At 71.0% G+C, this 15,685-nt stretch carries 17 protein-coding genes; 5 read left to right on the top strand and 12 right to left on the bottom strand.

Going from position 1 to position 15,685, the window contains the following annotated elements; all coding sequences use genetic code 11:
* Positions 1–136: 136 nt before the first annotated feature.
* From GEV10_04695 to GEV10_04670, 6 genes are all read right to left on the bottom strand, one after another.
* Entirely contained in the window at positions 137–1,147 is a 1,011-nt protein-coding gene (locus tag GEV10_04695) for an ATP-binding cassette domain-containing protein (GenBank protein ID MQA77767.1), read from the bottom strand.
* Positions 1,144–2,181: an ATP-binding cassette domain-containing protein gene (locus tag GEV10_04690; GenBank protein ID MQA77766.1), complete on the bottom strand. Its 1,038-nt coding sequence runs from the start codon at positions 2,179–2,181 to the stop codon at positions 1,144–1,146. The genes GEV10_04695 and GEV10_04690 overlap by 4 nt, the downstream gene beginning before the upstream one ends.
* Positions 2,178–3,086: an ABC transporter permease subunit gene (locus tag GEV10_04685; GenBank protein MQA77765.1), complete on the bottom strand. Its 909-nt coding sequence runs from the start codon at positions 3,084–3,086 to the stop codon at positions 2,178–2,180. Before GEV10_04685 ends, GEV10_04690 begins: the two co-directional genes overlap by 4 nt.
* Positions 3,086–4,036 carry an ABC transporter permease subunit gene (locus GEV10_04680; protein MQA77764.1) on the bottom strand — a complete coding sequence of 317 codons (951 nt, stop codon included), beginning with the start codon at positions 4,034–4,036 and terminating at the stop codon, positions 3,086–3,088. The genes GEV10_04685 and GEV10_04680 overlap by 1 nt, the downstream gene beginning before the upstream one ends.
* 61 nt (positions 4,037–4,097) lie before the next feature.
* On the bottom strand, positions 4,098–5,714 hold the full coding sequence (locus GEV10_04675; GenBank protein ID MQA77763.1) for a hypothetical protein: 1,617 nt from the start codon (positions 5,712–5,714) through the stop codon (positions 4,098–4,100).
* 135 nt (positions 5,715–5,849) lie between these two features.
* A complete protein-coding gene (locus GEV10_04670) occupies positions 5,850–6,350 on the bottom strand; it encodes a MarR family transcriptional regulator (protein MQA77762.1) in 501 nt (166 codons plus the stop codon).
* 38 nt (positions 6,351–6,388) lie between these two features.
* Here GEV10_04670 and GEV10_04665 point away from each other — a divergent pair, with 38 nt between their 5' ends.
* Positions 6,389–6,805: a hypothetical protein gene (locus GEV10_04665; GenBank protein ID MQA77761.1), complete on the top strand. Its 417-nt coding sequence runs from the start codon at positions 6,389–6,391 to the stop codon at positions 6,803–6,805.
* A gap of 66 nt (positions 6,806–6,871) precedes the next feature.
* The gene (locus tag GEV10_04660) at positions 6,872–7,831 is read left to right on the top strand and encodes a hypothetical protein (GenBank protein ID MQA77760.1); all 960 of its coding nucleotides are present in this window, start codon (positions 6,872–6,874) and stop codon (positions 7,829–7,831) included.
* 288 nt (positions 7,832–8,119) lie between these two features.
* Here GEV10_04660 and GEV10_04655 read toward each other — a convergent pair whose 3' ends face one another.
* Complete coding sequence (locus GEV10_04655; protein MQA77759.1) at positions 8,120–8,950, bottom strand: rhomboid family intramembrane serine protease; 831 nt, start codon at positions 8,948–8,950, stop codon at positions 8,120–8,122.
* Between the two features lie 26 nt (positions 8,951–8,976).
* The gene (locus GEV10_04650; protein ID MQA77758.1) at positions 8,977–9,504 is read right to left on the bottom strand and encodes a peptidylprolyl isomerase; all 528 of its coding nucleotides are present in this window, start codon (positions 9,502–9,504) and stop codon (positions 8,977–8,979) included.
* Between the two features lie 142 nt (positions 9,505–9,646).
* On the opposite strand from GEV10_04650, the gene GEV10_04645 reads away from it, so the two are divergent.
* A complete protein-coding gene (locus tag GEV10_04645; protein MQA77757.1) occupies positions 9,647–10,255 on the top strand; it encodes a hypothetical protein in 609 nt (202 codons plus the stop codon).
* A 63-nt stretch (positions 10,256–10,318) separates the two neighbouring features.
* Here GEV10_04645 and GEV10_04640 read toward each other — a convergent pair whose 3' ends face one another.
* The 3 genes from GEV10_04640 to GEV10_04630 form a co-directional block, all read right to left on the bottom strand.
* The gene (locus GEV10_04640) at positions 10,319–11,440 is read right to left on the bottom strand and encodes a GNAT family N-acetyltransferase (protein ID MQA77756.1); all 1,122 of its coding nucleotides are present in this window, start codon (positions 11,438–11,440) and stop codon (positions 10,319–10,321) included.
* Positions 11,441–11,639: 199 nt separating this feature from the next.
* The gene (locus GEV10_04635) at positions 11,640–11,858 is read right to left on the bottom strand and encodes a PspC domain-containing protein (protein MQA77755.1); all 219 of its coding nucleotides are present in this window, start codon (positions 11,856–11,858) and stop codon (positions 11,640–11,642) included.
* Positions 11,859–12,051: 193 nt separating this feature from the next.
* Positions 12,052–12,300: a cell division protein CrgA gene (locus GEV10_04630; protein MQA77754.1), complete on the bottom strand. Its 249-nt coding sequence runs from the start codon at positions 12,298–12,300 to the stop codon at positions 12,052–12,054.
* A 197-nt stretch (positions 12,301–12,497) separates the two neighbouring features.
* On the opposite strand from GEV10_04630, the gene GEV10_04625 reads away from it, so the two are divergent.
* Complete coding sequence (locus GEV10_04625) at positions 12,498–13,190, top strand: DUF881 domain-containing protein (protein ID MQA77753.1); 693 nt, start codon at positions 12,498–12,500, stop codon at positions 13,188–13,190.
* 30 nt (positions 13,191–13,220) lie between these two features.
* Positions 13,221–13,862: an aminodeoxychorismate/anthranilate synthase component II gene (locus tag GEV10_04620; GenBank protein ID MQA77752.1), complete on the top strand. Its 642-nt coding sequence runs from the start codon at positions 13,221–13,223 to the stop codon at positions 13,860–13,862.
* A gap of 12 nt (positions 13,863–13,874) precedes the next feature.
* Here the strand turns inward: GEV10_04620 and pknB are convergent, their stop codons facing one another.
* A complete protein-coding gene (gene pknB, locus GEV10_04615; GenBank protein MQA77751.1) occupies positions 13,875–15,644 on the bottom strand; it encodes a Stk1 family PASTA domain-containing Ser/Thr kinase in 1,770 nt (589 codons plus the stop codon).
* Between the last annotated feature and the right edge of the window lie 41 nt (positions 15,645–15,685).

Below are 15,685 nucleotides of genomic sequence, written 5' to 3'. Positions count from 1 at the left end.
GCCGGCCTGACTCTTTACGCCGTCCTCCGCGAACTCCAGGCCCTACTCGGCGTCTGGACCGGCGCTTGCCGTCTCTGCCTGCAACCCGTCCTGCCACGCCCACCCACCCCCGCAGACTCGACATAACAAAGTACTACTAGCTCGGTGTGTCGGTGAGGGCGGTGTCCACGAAGCGCTCCGCGAAGTGGCAGGCGGCCTCGTGGTCGGCGGCGAGCACGTGGTCGGACGGTTCCTCGGTGCGGCACCGGTCCTCCGCAAACGGGCAGCGCGGGTGGAAGCGGCAGGCCGGCGGTGGGGTGCGCGGGCTCGGGATCTCGCCGGGCGCGAGCAGCCGCCGCTCGCGACGCCTGGTGGGGTCGGCCACGGGGACCGCCGAGAGCAGCGCCCTGGTGTACGGGTGCGCGGGCTCGTCGAGCACGCGGTCGGCCGCGCCGCTCTCGGCGATCCGGCCGAGGTACATGACCGCGATGGTGTCGGCGAGGTACCCGACCACCTCGATGTCGTGGGTGATGACGAGGTACGTGAGGCCGAGCTCGGCGCGCAGCCCGCGCAGCAGGTTCAGGATGCTCGTCGCGGCGGACACGTCGAGACCGGCGGTCGGCTCGTCCGCCACCAGCAGCCGCGGACGCATCGCCAGCGCCCGGGCGATCCCGACCCGCCTGGCCTGCCCGCCGGAGAGCTCGTGCGGGTAGCGGCCGGCGAGGTCCGCGCGCAGCTCCACCATGTCGAGGAGGTCGGCGACCGAGTAGCGGTCGTCCTGCGGCACGCCGTTGACCCGGTACGGCTCGGTCAGCTGGTAGGCGACCTTGAGCCGCGGGCTGAGGCTCGAGTACGGGTCCTGGAAGACCATCTGCATGTCGCGCCTGGCTCGGCGCAGCCCGCGCCTGCCCAGGGCGGTGACCTGCCGGTCGCCGACCCGCACCGTGCCGCTCGTCGGCCGGAGGAGCCCGAGGACGGCCCGGCCGAGCGTGGACTTGCCGGAGCCCGACTCGCCCACGACGCACAGCGCGGTGCCGGCCTCGACGGTGAGGTTCACGCCGTCGACCGCGCGCACGGGCGGTCGGGTACGTCCCAGCAGCCCGCGGTCGCGGAAGTGGACGCGCAGGTCGCGGACGTCGACGAACGGGTTGGTGGGAGAACCAGTCATCGCGTCTCCCCGTTCGCCGCGGCCGGTGGAGCGCTCTCCTCGTACCCGGAGTCCGGGTCGTACCGGTGACAGCGGACGAGCACGGAGTCCGACGTGCTCATCGCGGGGGCGTCCGCGCAGGCGGCGCGCGCATACGGGCACCGCGGCGTGAACCTGCACCCCTCGGGGAGGGCGGCGAGGTCGGGCACCCGGCCGGGGATCGACGCCAGCGTCTCGTGACGGCGCTCCAGCGCCGGCATCGCGGCGAGCAGCGCCTCGGTGTACGGGTGCCGCGGTCGTTCGAACAGGGTGTGGACGTCGGCGTACTCGACGGCCTGGCCCGCGTACATCACGACCACCGTGTCACACAGCTGCGCGACGACGCCGAGGTCGTGGGTGACGAACAGGATGGACGTGCCGTGCTCGTCACGCAGCCGGCTGAGCAGCTCGAGCACCTGGGCCTCGAGCGTGACGTCGAGGGCGGACGTGGGTTCGTCGGCGATGAGGATCGACGGCTCGAGCAGCAGCGCCATCGCGATCATCACCCGCTGCCGCATGCCGCCGGAGAACTCGTGCGGGAATCGGCGCAGCGCGCGGTCCGGCTCCGGGATGCCGACCTGGTCGAGCAGGTCGATCGCGTGCTTGCGCATCGCGGCGCCGGAGCGCCGCTGGTGCCTGCGGTGCGCACGCTGGATCTCCCTCAGCTGGCTGCCGATGGTGAACGACGGGTTCAGCGAGCTGAGCGGGTCCTGGAAGATCATCGAGATCTCGCGGCCGCGCACGTCGCGGAGCTGGGCGTCGTCGAGGCCGCGCAGGTCACGGCCGCCGAGGACGATCTCGCCGGAGCTGATCTCGCCGTTGGCGGGCAGCAGGCGCATGAGTGCGCCCGACAGCGTGGACTTGCCGCAGCCGGACTCCCCGACGATGCCGACGATCGCGCCCGGCTCGACGTCGAAGCTGACGTCCTGCAGCGCGGGCAGGGTGCGGCCGCCGCCGGTGTGGTAGACGACACCGAGGTCGCGGACCCGGAGCAGGGCCTCTGTTGTCTCCGTCATGGCCGCCCCCGTCCGGTGAGGCGGGCGAGCCGCGGGTCGAGGGTGTCGCGCAGGGCCTCGCCGAGCAGCGTCAGCCCGAGGGTGGTCACGACGAGCACGCCGCTCGCCGCGACGATCGCCCACGGCGACTGGCGGATGTACTGGAAGCCGTCGCTCAGGATCACCCCCCACGACGGGGTGGGCGGCTGGATGCCGAGCCCGAGGAACGACAGGCCCGCCTCGATCGCGATCACGGACGGCAGGTCCATCGCCAGCAGGATGAACACCGGCGCGATCATGTTGGGCAGGATGTGCACGGTGATGATCCGTACGGGGCCCGCGCCGATCGAGCGCTCCGCCTCGACGTACGGGTTCTCCTTGGTGGCGAGCATCAGCGCCCGGCTCGTGCGCGCGTAGCTCGGGATGAACCCGATCGCGAGCACGAGCGTGATGGCGCCGGTCGACGGCCCGAGCAGCACCAGCAGCACCAGCGCGAGGATCACCGCGGGGAACGACTGGATCGTGTCGACGAGGGTGACGATGACGGTGTCGAGCCAGCGGCCGACGTAGCCGGCGACCAGGCCGAGCACGAGTCCGCAGACCAGGGCGAGCGCGATGGCCGGCAGTGCGACGCTGAGCTCGATCCGTACGCCGAAGACCAGGCGCGAGAGCAGGTCGCGGCCGAGGTGGTCGGTGCCGAACGGGTGGTCCAGGCTCGGGCCCTGCAGCCGGTTCTCGATCTCCTGGGTCGCCGGGCCGTACGGCGCGACGTCCGGCACCAGGGCGAGCACGACGAGCGTCAGCACCACGAGGATCCCGAACACGCCGCCGGCCCGGCGCAGCAGCCGCCCGGTCGCGCCGAACCGGTCGAGCAGCGGCCTGGTCGACGGCGACGGGCTCACCGGGGTGAGCGTGGGCGCGGTCATCAGGTGTCACCTCCGGCCGTGCGGCTGCGCGGGTCGAGCACCCGGTTGGCGATGTCGGCCAGCAGGTTGGCGAGTACGAACAGCAGCGCGGCGACGAGCACACCGCCGCGTACGGTCGCGTAGTCGCGGGTGCCGATCGCGTAGAAGATCAGCGTGCCGAGGCCCGGTCGGTTGAAGATCACCTCGACGAAGACGGCGCCGCCGAGCAGGTTGCCGAGGCCGACGCCGAGGACGGCGACGGTCGGCGTGATCGCGTTGCGCAGCGCGTGTTTGTACAGCACCACCCGGCTGCGCAGGCCGAACGCGTGCGCCGTCCTGATGTAGTTGCTCTCCAGGACCTCGAGCATGCTGCTGCGGACGAGACGGGCGAGGTAGCCGATCCACAACAGCGCCAGTGCCAGGGTCGGCAGCACGAGGTGCGCGACGTACGAGCCGGCGCTCTCGGTGCCCGCGCCGATCGCCGGCAGCCAGCGCAACTTGACGGCGAACAGCAGGAGCAGCAGCAGCCCCGCGACGTAGGACGGCACCGTGATGACCGAGACCGAGACCAGCGCGGTGATCCGGTCGATCCACGAGCCGCGGTGCGCGGCGGCGTACGCCCCGAGCGGGATGCCGACGAGTGCCGCGACACCCAGGCTGCACACGGCGAGGATCAGGGTGTGCGGCAGGGCGTTGCCGACGAGCTCGGAGACGGGCGTCTGGCTGAGGAAGTTGTTGCCGAGGTCGCCACGGACGGCACCGGTGACGAAGTCCCAGACCTGGACGTGGACGGGCTTGTCCAGCCCGAGCTGCGCGCGGACCGCCTCCACGAGCTCCGGCGTGGCCCGCGGCCCGAGCACCGTCCGGGCGGGGTCGCCGGGCACCAGCCGTTCGAGCATCGACAGCAGGACGGTGATCAGCAACGCGACGACCACGGCCGCACCGCAGCGTGCGGCGATGTACCGCGCCATGCCGTTCTCCTCTCCTGTCGGGGTCGGACCGGGAGCGTGTCAGGACCTGCCGAACGCCCCGTCAGGTTTTTGTGAAAGCCCAGTAGCGCGGCTTGCCGTTGATGCCCACGACCGGCTCGATGTCGTTGTTGGCGACGAACGGGAGCGTCTCGTAGTAGAGCCACACGATGTTGGCGTCGGCATCCCACCGCTCCTGCATGCGGACGTACAGCTCGGTGCGCTTCTTCGGGTCGAGTTCCTTCGTCGCGCGGTTGTAGAGCCGCTCGAACTCCCGGTCGCACCACCCGGTGTAGTTCCACTCGCCGACCTGCGAGCAGGTGAACCAGATGAACGACCACGACGGGTCGGGCTCGGTGCTGAAGCTCGAGATGACGAGCTGGCGGTTCGGCCCGCCGCCGCCCGCGCCGGGGATCTCGTTGAACGTCGCCGAGTCGACGATGTCGAGGTCGACCTTGATGCCGATCTCCTCGAGGTTGGCCTGCACGATCTGCGCGGTGATCGTCTCGGCTTCCGCCTGGTCGGTCGAGACGCGGAGCCGCACGTCGCGCAGCCCGCTCCTGCGCAGGTGCGCGCGGGCCTGGTCGAGGTCGCGCTCGTAGAGCGGTGCGTCGGCCCAGTAGCCGAGGCCCATCGACTCGGGGATGATCGCCCTGGCCCGCTCGTAGGTGCTGTTGGTCGCCGCCTCGAGGATCCCGTCGACGTCGATCGCGCTGCGGATCGCACGCCGCAGGTGGATGTTCGAGAGCAGCTCGTCCTTGACGTTCATCGTCATGAAGCCGTAGTTCGGCGTCACCTGAGGCACGAACTTCGCGGTCTCGTCCTCGCGGTACTGGTCGACCGCCTGCGACGGGATGACGCTGAAGTACGTGTCGCCGGCCTCGAAGGCGTTGAGGGCGGTGGAGTCCTCGATGATCGGCAGGATCACGATCTGCGACCAGGGGCTCTTCGGCATCGTCGGCTGCCAGGCGCCGCCGTAGTCGGCGAACGCGGTGAGCGTGGTGCGCTGCGCCGGCGTCCACTGCGTGAACTCGAACGGCCCGCTGCCGATCGGCGCGGTGCTGAACTTCTTGCCCAACTCCTCGACGGCCTTGCGCGACACGATGAGCCCGGACGCGGCCGGCAGGGTGGAGCGCATCAGCGGGCTGAACGGCTCCTTGAGGATGATCTCGCCCTCGTACTTCCCGTCGACGCGGACGCGGTCGAGCGGTGCCCAGTCGGCCTGGTACGGCGACTCGAGATCGGTGCCGCCGATGCCGGCGATGCGCTCGTAGGAGAACTTGACGTCCTCGGCGGTGACCTCGCCGTAGCCCTGGTGGAACGGGATGCCGCGCTTGAGCTTGAAGTGGTAGCGCAGCCCGTCCTTGGACGCTTCGAACTCCTCCGCGAGCACGTTGACGACCTCGTCGGTGGAGCCCTTGTACGAGACCAGGCCCTCGAACACGCAGTCGGCGATGGTCGAGTCCGTGCGGTTGGGACGGATCGCCGGGTCGAGGTTGGTGAGGTCGAACGGCTCGCGCACGCGCAGGATGGAGTCGGTGGTGGCACCCGACTCGAGCACGCAGCCCGACAGCAGCCCGGTACCGCCCGCGGCCAGCAGGCCGAGCGTGCCGCTGCGACCGAGGAAGGACCGGCGGCTGAGTCGACGCCCGGACAGGTCCGGGGACGGTGCTGCCGCCATCGTGGGTCACCTCTCGAACGGGGTCGGCTGACCCTTCACGGGACCACTGCGTCGGGATCCGTGAAGTTCCCCGTTCACCCGGTGCGTGGAACGAGCGCCGGGCCATGCCTCGGTGAGACCGAGATGATCATAGCGTCAGCGGGGAGCGCAGGTCGGATCGTGGGCGGCATAGAGCTTCAGCAGCGCTCCGTTGAGGACGTCGCGCTCGGTCTCGTCGAGGGGTGCGAGGAAGGCGGTCTCGGCGCGAAGGAGCGCGGTCATGGCGTCGTGATGGGCGGTGCGGCCGAGCGGCGTCGGCGAGATGACGTGCTTGCGTCGATCCACCGGACTGCGGTTCCGCTGCGCGTAGCCCAGGCGTTCGAGGCCGTCGACCACCGCCACCATGGTCGTCCTGTCCATGCCGGTGAGTCGGCACAGGTCCTGTTGCGAGACGATCTCGTCGCAGACGAAGGCGAGGGCACGCAGGTCCTTGCCCCGCATCCCCCACGGCTCCAGGGTCCGCTCGATCACGGCACGCGCCGCGTCGCCGACCCGGAACAGCAGGAAGCCCGTGGCCGACGTGATCCGGTCCGCGGCGGAGGCGGGCGAGTGGGTCATGCCTGGAATGTACGGGCTTGCCGTGGCGGAGTCCATCACCTAGCCTGATCGTCAGTCGTGCTGACGATTGGAGCCGGATGAGCAGCTGGACACGCGGAGACAAGGTGACGGCAGCGGTACTCGTCGTCGTCGGTGTGGGGACCATGTACCCGGCACTCGGTCTCGTCGACCCGTCGACGATCAGCGGCGCATACGGGCTCGGTGAGCTCCAGCCGGACGTCGAGACCCTGCTGCGGCACCGCGGTGCACCCCAGTTGGCCCTCGGCGGGTTGCTGTGCTGCGCGGCGTTCGTCCGCCCGATGCGGGTGCCGACGGCACTGGCCGCGATCTTCACCAAGGCCACGGGGTTCCTGCTCAGCCGCCCCACGGGGTCCCTGGTGCCCGACGTCTCGCCGCTGACCTTGTGGTTCGACTCCTGCTGCCTCGTCGTCCTCACCGTGATCGCGGCACGTGAGCTGCTGGTGGGACGGGTGCGACGTCGGCCGAACGGCTGAGCGTACGTCACCCGGCTACGTCGCAGGACGGATGTCAGGTCGCGCCGGCGCGGCCAGGCTGGGGGCATGACGCTCCAGCAGACCCGCCCGGCGCCCCGGCAGGGGTCGCCGACCGACCCGATCTCCGGTCCCGTCCGCCGCGAACGCCGGCGTGCCGGGGTCCTCGTCGACCTGTGCCGTCTGGCGCGGCCGTGGTTCTGGGGCGTGTCCGGCCTGCCGTACGGTGTCGGCTTCGTGTTCGCGACGCACCGGCTGCTGCCCACGGCGGCCGAGCTGCCCCGCATGCTCGCCGGGGCGGTGGTCGTCGGTCCGCTGGTCTGGCTCGCCGTCCTCGCGGTCAACGACGTGCACGACCTCGACGGCGACCGTCGGAACCCGCGCAAGGTCCGGTCGCCGCTCGTCACCGGCCGGCTCTCGGTGGCGACCACCCTGCGGGTGGCGTACCTGTCCGCCGCCGCGGCGTTGCTGACCGCCGTGCTGGTCGGGCCGGCGTTCGCCGCCGGCACGCTGCTCGTGCTCGGCCTCGGCTGGGCGTACAGCGTGCCGCCGATCAGGCTGAAGGCGCGTCCCGGCGCGGACGTCGTCGTCAACGCCCTCGCCATCGGCGTGCTCGGACCGTGGGCGGGCTGGACCGCCGTGCAGTCGCCGGCGGGGTTCCCCTGGGTGATGGCGGTGCAGGGCTTCCTCGTGGGCGTCGCGCTGTACGTGCCCACGACCCTGGCGGACCGGCCCGCCGACCTCGCCAGCGGGTACCGGACGATCGCGGTGCGGTACGGCCGCCGGCTGACGTACCGGATCGGCCTGGCGGCCTGGGTCGCCGCGGCGTCGTGGTCGCTCGTGCTGACCGTGTCGGGAGCGATCCCGCGCCAGGTGCTCCCGTTCCAGATCGTGCTGGTGCCGGGCCTCGTCGTGGCGTACCACCTCGTGCTACGACACCGACAGTCGATCGCCAGGATCGCCGCCGTGGGCGGCCTGTTCCTGGCACCGGCGGGCGCGGTCATGCTCAGCTACGCCGGCGTGTTCTGACCGCGCGCGGTCTCGTCCACAGCGTTATGCACAGGTCTGGGGATCGACTTACACCCGTGTAATTCGGTCCACAGGGGTTGTCCACACTGTGTACGGCGAAGGCCGTGACCACCGAGGTACGGCGCGGGTTCGGCCGATCCGCGGGCGGTGTCCACCGGCGGCAGGACCAACGTCCCTGGGTGCCCGGGCACGGGACGCCGGGCAGGGGTTGTCCACAGGGTTGCCCACAGCCTGGGTACGAGTTACACGGCTGTGATTCGGCGGCTCCGGAGAGCGGGGTACGGGACGCTACAGACGCAGTGCCACGCCGAGCAGTGCGACGGCCACGAGTGCCACGGACGCCCCGATCTGGACGACCAGCCGCCGGGCCTGTGGGGCGTACGCGAACGCCAGCGCGACGAGGACACCCGCCACCAGGCCGCCGACGTGCCCCTTCCAGTCGATGAAGCTGGAGAAGAGGAACGTCACGACCAGGTTGATCGCGATCGTGCTGAGGATCCAGCGCGTGTCGAGCCGGAGCCGGCGGAACACCACGAAGGTCGCGCCGAACAGCCCGTAGACCGCACCGGAGGCGCCGAGCGACTGGGTGGCGAGGCCGGTGACCGCGACCGAGAGCGCGGACCCGCACAGGGCGGAGACGAGGTACAGCGTGGCGAAGCGCCAGTGCCCGAGCATGCGCTCGAGATGCGGCCCCACGATGAACAGGGCGTACATGTTCACCATGATGTGCCACCACGCCGTGTGCAGGAACGCGCCGGTGAGCAGCCGGTACCACTGGCCCTCGGCGATGCCGACCCCCCAGACCAGTAGGCGACCGGCGAGGTACGGCTCGAGGTACGTGCCGAGGAAGACCAGGACGTTGATGCCGAGGAAGGTCCAGGTCACCCAGGTGCGGCCCGTGACGCTGAGCCCGCCGAAGACGGTGCGCGGCTGCCGGGTCTGCCGGGTGCCCTCCCGGACGCACTCGGGGCACTGGTGCCCGACGGGTGCGTCCCGCATGCAGTCGGGGCAGATCGGCCGGTCGCACCGCGAGCACCGCAGGTAGGTCTCGCGGTCGGTGTGCCGGTAGCAGGTCGGCACGGTCGCCTGCGGCGACTGGTCCGGCGGTCCTGCGCTCATCTGCCGTGCCTCGTCTGCGGAAAAGGTCAGGCCTCGCGGCGTTCGACCGCGACGCGCTCGACGACCACGGCGTCGACGGGCCGGTCCATGCGACCCGTCGGCACCGTACCGATGGTGTCGACGACGTCGGACCCGCCGGTCACCTCGCCGAAGATCGTGTGCCGGCGGTTGAGGTGCGGCAGCGGCGATCCGGTGGTGATGAAGAACTGCGAGCCGTTGGTGCCCGGGCCTGCGTTGGCCATGGCGAGGAGGTACTTGCGGTCGAAGTTCAGGTCGGGGTGGAACTCGTCGCCGAACTCGTACCCGGGACCGCCGGTGCCATCGCCGAGAGGGTCGCCGCCCTGGATCATGAAACCGTCGATCACGCGGTGGAAGACGGTGCCGTTGTACAGCGGCTCCGTGGACTTCTCACCCGTGGTCGGGTCGTTCCACTCCCTGCTACCCTCGGCCAACTCTACGAAGTTGCGCACGGTCTTGGGTGCACGGTCGGGGAACAACTGCAGCTCGATCTCGCCCTTGCTGGTGTGCAGGATGGCGTAGAGCGCGTCGGACACGCGGCCCTCCGGGGTTCGTGAAAGGATTCGGTTACGCCTGCATCCTCGCATGGCACCGGGGGACCTGACATGAGGAGGGTTCTTCGGGGTAGGGGAGGAGCCAGGCCGAAGAACGATCACTTAGTCAGGGGAGGGGTTCCCGGTGGCCCTGAAGGGGAAATCCAAGGGCGCAGGCGAGAAGGCGAAGAAGGTGGCGGCCAAGGGAGCGAAGAACGCTTCCTCGTGGGCCTCACCACGGCTCGACTCTGCGAAGGACCTTGCCTTGGACAAGGCGGGCGACGCACGTGACTGGGCCGCGCCGCGGCTGGAGTCCGCGGTCGACACCGTGAACACCGAGGTCGTCCCACGCGTCCAGAGTGCGATCAACCAGGCAGCCGACGCCGCCGGTCCCACGCTCGAGGAGGCCAGGTCCCGGAGCACCCGGGCGGTCCTCGCGTTGCGTGGCCTGGATGTGCCGCCCCCGCCGAAGAAGAAGCGCCGCGGGCGCAAGACGCTGCTCGTCATCCTGGGCGTGGTCGTCGCCGGCGGTGTCGCGGCGGCGGTGTGGACCCGGCGCAACGCCAACGGGTTCGACTACTACTCGCTGCCCGCCGACGACTTCGGTCGCGGGGAGCACGGCAGCAACGGCACGGCCACGCGGTACGGGTCGACCGCCGGCGCCGATGCGGGCGAGTCCGACCCCGGCCAGCCCGCGATGCCCAACACCGAGCCGGACGACGCCGAGGGCAAGCACCGCGCCGACGGCACGTAGCCCGGCCGACCACCGGGCAGGGCTCGTGTCGCGTCGCGGCACGAGCCCCGGCAGGCCGTGCGGTCAGCCCGCCGCCGGCACCCTCGCCGCGATCTCGCGCTGCCACCCGTGGATCGCGAACTCCACCCGCATCCCGACCGCCTCGTAGAGGGACGTCGCGCCGGTCTGGTTGAGGCTGTCGACGTTGAGGCGCACGTGCGTGAGCCCGCGCCGCCGCGCGTCCGCGAACGAGGTGTGCAGCAGCGCGTTGCCCACGCCCCTCCTCCGTGCCGTCGACAGCGTGCCGAGCGTGTCGACGAAGAGCGCGCCTTCGTCCGCCATCTGCGTGGTGGCGATCAGCAGGCCGGCGGGTACGCCGTCGACCTCGGCGATCCGCCACAGGTCGAAGTCCAGACCGGCCGACGACTGCCACCGGGTCCACCAGGCGTCATACGACGCGGCATGGAAGTTCCAGTGCTCGCTGAACGACTCCTCGTGGATCTCGTACGCGAGCCGGCGGTCCCTCTTGTGCGCGTCGCCCTCGACGGCGAAGGGGCGGACGACGACACCGGGCCCCGGATCGGGGAACGCGTCGTCGGGTCCGACGGCTCGGCCCATCCGCCAGAAGGTGCGGGCCCGTGCGAAGCCCTCGCGGCTCACCCACCGTTCCGCGGCCGTGTCGCCGTCGTTGGTGCCCGCGTTGAGCGTGGTCACGTCGACGCCACGTGTAGCGGCGATCTCCTCGGCCCGGGCGGCGACGAAGGCCCAGCCCCAGGCCGCGAGCGCGTCGCTGGTGGCGTCGTCGAGCATGCGATCGAGGTACAGGTCGACCATCGTGCGGCCGGCCGAGTGGTCCTCGATCCACGCCCAGAGGACGAGCCGGGAGTCGGCGTCCTCGTCCACGACGACCGCCTGGTTACGGGTGAGGTCGGCGTTCGGCGCGGTCAGGTCGGCCTCGATGTCGACGAGGCTGACGTCGGTGAAGCCGAGCACGGCCTCGTCGTTGGCGGCGCAGAGCGCATGGACGGCCGGGATGTCGTCGGCGGTCGGCCGCCGCGCCGCCCAGGAGGCGGGCAACCCGGCGGGCAGCGGAGGAAGGGGAAGCGGGGTCACGGGACGAGCGTCGCTCTCCGGAAGCCCGGCCGCAACAGAATTGTCAGGAGCGGGACGTGAAGAGGCACGATGGCAGGCCCCGAGCCCTGCCATCGTGCCTGTCCCCCGGTCTCCTGCCCCGTCGACCGGCCACTCCCCCCGGAGTGGTTCACCGGGCCGCGCCGCCGCTGACGGGTGTGGGTACCGCCGCGGCGACACGGCCCACGTCGCCGGGTGTGCCGTCCCGGCCCTGGTGGGGGACCGGTGCGTGAGCCGGGACAGCGGCTCGGCGACGTAGCTCAGTGCATGGAGGTCAGCGGCGCAGCCAGCCGGCGAGCGGCGTGGTGTCGCTGCCCTCCTCCGGGATGATCAGCCAGGCGGCCAGGTACGCGAGCGCGCCGATGCCGTTCGTGACGACGGCGAGGACGACGGCGAGGACGCGGACCAGGGCGACGTCGAGGTTCAGCGTCTGGGCGAGGCCGCCGCAGACACCGCCGAGCAGCTTGTGGTCGCGGGACCGGCGGAACGCCATCCTGGACCGGCCGCCGGTGGCGGATCCGTTGTCGTGACCGGTGTTCGAGAAGGTGGTCTGTGTGGTGGTCTCCATGACCACAAGACTGCTGGACAGGGAGGCGCACGACCATCGGGTACGACCCTGGCCGGACCCTGATACCCCCCGGGTGCGCCGACCCGGGACGAGCCCCGGCCTAGAGCACCAAGGAGCTCTAGCGCCAGCGGGTGGCCATGATGAACCCGACGATCACCAGGCCGAAGCCGACGAGGAGGTTCAGCCGGCCGATGTCCTGCATGCCGGGGATGCGTTCACCCGCGACGTAGTAGACGGTGATCCATGCCACGCCGATGAACCACAGCGCGAGCATCGTGGGCACCAGCCAGGCCGGGCTGGGCTCCTTCGCCTTCGAGCGCGGTGGCGGGGTGTAGACCGCCTTCTTACGGGCGCGCGACTTGGGCATGCGTGAATTCTCCTCGGCCGGATGCCGGTGCTACTCCTGGGCTGGTGTAGTGGGTAGCGTAGCTGTTCATCGGGGGGCCGTGCCCACTCGGCCCCGCGCCTGCAGTGGAACCGGTCGCCGTGGCGGTCGGCATCCGGTTCGCGCGCAGACGGGAGGTGCACGTGGGGACGCAACGCCGCTCGGCGTGGCGGCACGCCGTGCCGGTCACGCTCGCGATCGCCGGTCTGCTGTTCGCGACCGGCTCCAACTCCGCGCGCACCGACGTGGACGGCGGCCGGCAGGAGGAGCTGTCCGGCCTGGTCTCCCAGGAGAACCGCAAGGTCGACGCCTACGACCAGCAGGTCGAGCGGATGCAGCGCGAGGTCGACCGAGCGAGCCGCGCACGGGCCAGGAACGACAAGGTCGCCGCACGGGCGCAGGAGCGGTCCGATGAGCTCGGCAGGACGGTGGGGCTCGGCCCGGCGACGGGCACGGGCGTCCGGGTCACCCTCGACGACGCTCCGCGCACCGAGATCGGCGAGGGCAACATCCCGCCCGACTATCTCGTCGTGCACCAGCAGGACGTCCAGGCCGTCGTCAACGCGATGTGGGCCGGTGGCGCGACCGCCGTCCAGGTCATGGACCAGCGCCTCATCTCGACGAGCGCGGTGCGCTGTGTCGGCAACACCCTGCTGCTGAACGGGCGCGTCTACTCGCCACCGTTCGCGGTGACGGCCGTCGGGCCGACGGACCGGATCGCGGGCTCGCTCGAGCGCGAACCGGGCATCCGGGTCTACAAGCAGTACGTGAAGACGTACGGCCTGGGGTACGAGGTCGAGCGGCTGACCGAGGTGACCGTGCCCGGCTACCGGGGCACGCTCGACCTGCAGTTCGCCGAAAGCGGCCGCTGACCCGACCCGTCGGCGTGTCAGAATGCTGACGTGGCCCGTGTACTCGTCGTCGACAACTACGACAGCTTCGTCTACAACCTCGTCCAGTACCTCCAGCAGCTCGGCGTCGAGTGCGAGGTACGGCGCAACGACGAGGTGACCCCGGAGGAGTCCGTCGACTTCGACGGCGTCCTCGTCTCGCCTGGGCCCGGCACGCCGGAGGACGCCGGGGTGTCGGTGGCCATGGTCGAGTACGCCGCCGCGACGGGCAAGCCGCTGCTCGGGGTCTGCCTCGGGCACCAGGCCCTCGGGGTGGCGTTCGGCGGCACCGTCGGGCGCGCGCCCGAGCTGCTGCACGGCAAGGTGAGCGACGTGCACCACGAGGGTCAGGGTGTGCTCGCCGGGCTCCCCACTCCGTTCACCGCGACGCGGTACCACTCGCTCGCCGTCGAGCGCGACACGCTGCCGCCGGAGATCGAGGTCACCGGCGAGACGAAGTCCGGCGTCGTCATGGCCATGCGCCACCGCGACCTGCCGCTCGAGGGTGTCCAGTTCCACCCGGAGTCCGCGCTCACCCAGCACGGCCACCGGCTGCTCGGCAACTGGCTCGTGGCGTGCGGCGACCCGGCGGCGGTGGAGCGCTCGCGCGGGCTCGCCCCGGTCATCCCGGAGTCACCGGTCCTCGCGGGCTGACCCGCTGCCGGATCAGGGGTCTTCGCAGAAGGGCTGCGGGACGCAGGTACTCGACTCGCTGGGCGTGGCCGTGGGCGTGGGCGGTGGGGTCGTTTCCTCCGGCGCCTTGGCCACGGTGATGGTGACCCGGGTGCCCTCCTCGGCGTCGCTGCCGCCCTCGGGCGACTGCGCGAGCACCTCGCCCTCCTCGCCGTCCTCGGTCTCCTGCCGGACGACCTTGACCTTGAAGCCCTCCTGGCCGAGGATCGCCTTCGCCTCGGCCTCGGACTTGCCGACGACCTCGGGGACCTCGACCGTGCCCGACGACAGGGTGAGGTTGACCTTGCTGCCCTTCGACACGCTCTCGCCGTAGTCGGGGCTGGTCGACAGCACCGTGCCCTTCTTCTCCTCCGAGCTCTCCCGCGAGATGTCGCCGACCTCGAGGCCGGCCTTCTCGAGCTCCTTCTCGGCCTCGGAGCGGCTCTTGCCCTCGAGCTTCGGGACGTCGACCATCTCCTCGCCCTTGGAGACCTTGAGGGTGACGGTGGTGGCCTCCGGGTCGCGCCGCGTCCCGGCCGGCGGGGTCTGCGAGATGACCGTGTCCTTGTCGACGGACGTGCTGAAGACCTCTTGGACCTTGACGTCGAAGTTCTTGTCCTCCAGGGCCTGCTGGGCGTCGATACGGGTCTTCTTCACGACGTTGGGCACGGCGACGAGAGCGGCCTCCCGCTGCCGGTCGAGGTAGGCGTTGTAGCCCACGATGCCGCCGATGACCGCGAGCACGAGCCCCAGCGCCAGCAGGGTGAACAGGACGGCCTTGCGGCTCTTCTTCTTGCGGCCCTCGTCCTCGTCGGGGTCGGCGTACGGGTCGCGGTCGCCCGCGCCGAGCAGGGACGTGGCCGCCGTCTGTGGGCCCAGGTGCTGGGTGGGGGAGTTCTCCAGCACCGGGGTGGCGTGGACGGGGATGCCGCCGAGCGCGCGTTCGACGTCGGCACGCATGTCGTCGGCGTTGTCGTACCTGTTGTCGGGGTTCTTCGCCAGCGACTTCAGCACGATCGCATCGACGGCCGGCGGGATGTCGGGGTTGAGGCGGGACGGGGGGATCGGGTCCTCCCGCACGTGCTGGTACGCGACGGACACCGGCGAGTCGCCGCTGAACGGCGGTCGCCCGGTGAGCAGCTCGTACAGCACGCACCCGGTGGAGTACAGGTCGCTGCGGGCGTCGACCTTCTCGCCGCGGGCCTGCTCGGGCGAGAGGTACTGCGCGGTGCCGATGACCTGCGCCGTCTGGGTCATCGTGGCCTGGGCGTCGGACACCGACCTGGCGATGCCGAAGTCCATCACCTTGATCTCGCCGTGCTGCGTGAGCATCACGTTGGCCGGCTTGATGTCGCGGTGGATGATGCCCATGCGGTGGCTGTAGGCCAGGGCCTTGAGCACGCCGGAGATGATCTCGAGCGCGCGGTCCGGCATCAGCCGCTGCGTGTCGTTGAGGAGGTCGCGCAGGGTCTGGCCCTCGACGTACTCCATCACGATGTACGGCGCGGCAACCCCGTTGAGATGGTCCTCACCGGTGTCGTACACGGCGACCACCGCGGGGTGGTTGAGCTGGGCGGCCGACTGCGCCTCGCGGCGGAACCGTGCCTGGAAGGTGGGGTCGCGGGCCAGGTCGGTGCGCAGGGTCTTGACGGCGACCTCGCGTTCGAGGCGCACGTCGCGCCCGCGGTGCACCTCGGCCATCCCGCCGCGCCCGACGACTTCGCCGAGCTCGTAGCGTCCCCCGAGCACCCGAGGTTCGCTCATGTCCACATCCCGTTCCGGTTAGCGATCGGCCTGACCGATCC

The organism is Streptosporangiales bacterium (genome assembly GCA_009379955.1).
Taxonomy (GTDB): domain Bacteria; phylum Actinomycetota; class Actinomycetes; order Streptosporangiales; family WHST01; genus WHST01.
This window is presented reverse-complemented; position numbering and strand designations above follow the sequence as displayed.

Excerpts from the sequence above, each read along its gene's own strand:
- GEV10_04695 (MQA77767.1), bottom strand. The coding sequence starts at position 1,147 with ATGACTGGTTCTCCCACCAACCCGTTCGTCGACGTCCGCGACCTGCGC.
- GEV10_04690 (MQA77766.1), bottom strand. The coding sequence starts at position 2,181 with ATGACGGAGACAACAGAGGCCCTGCTCCGGGTCCGCGACCTCGGTGTC.
- GEV10_04685 (MQA77765.1), bottom strand. The coding sequence starts at position 3,086 with ATGACCGCGCCCACGCTCACCCCGGTGAGCCCGTCGCCGTCGACCAGG.
- GEV10_04680 (MQA77764.1), bottom strand. The coding sequence starts at position 4,036 with ATGGCGCGGTACATCGCCGCACGCTGCGGTGCGGCCGTGGTCGTCGCG.
- GEV10_04675 (MQA77763.1), bottom strand. The coding sequence starts at position 5,714 with ATGGCGGCAGCACCGTCCCCGGACCTGTCCGGGCGTCGACTCAGCCGC.
- GEV10_04665 (MQA77761.1), top strand. The coding sequence starts at position 6,389 with ATGAGCAGCTGGACACGCGGAGACAAGGTGACGGCAGCGGTACTCGTC.
- GEV10_04660 (MQA77760.1), top strand. The coding sequence starts at position 6,872 with ATGACGCTCCAGCAGACCCGCCCGGCGCCCCGGCAGGGGTCGCCGACC.
- GEV10_04655 (MQA77759.1), bottom strand. The coding sequence starts at position 8,950 with ATGAGCGCAGGACCGCCGGACCAGTCGCCGCAGGCGACCGTGCCGACC.
- GEV10_04640 (MQA77756.1), bottom strand. The coding sequence starts at position 11,440 with ATGGCAGGGCTCGGGGCCTGCCATCGTGCCTCTTCACGTCCCGCTCCT.
- GEV10_04635 (MQA77755.1), bottom strand. The coding sequence starts at position 11,858 with ATGGCGTTCCGCCGGTCCCGCGACCACAAGCTGCTCGGCGGTGTCTGC.
- GEV10_04630 (MQA77754.1), bottom strand. The coding sequence starts at position 12,300 with ATGCCCAAGTCGCGCGCCCGTAAGAAGGCGGTCTACACCCCGCCACCG.
- pknB (MQA77751.1), bottom strand. The coding sequence starts at position 15,644 with ATGAGCGAACCTCGGGTGCTCGGGGGACGCTACGAGCTCGGCGAAGTC.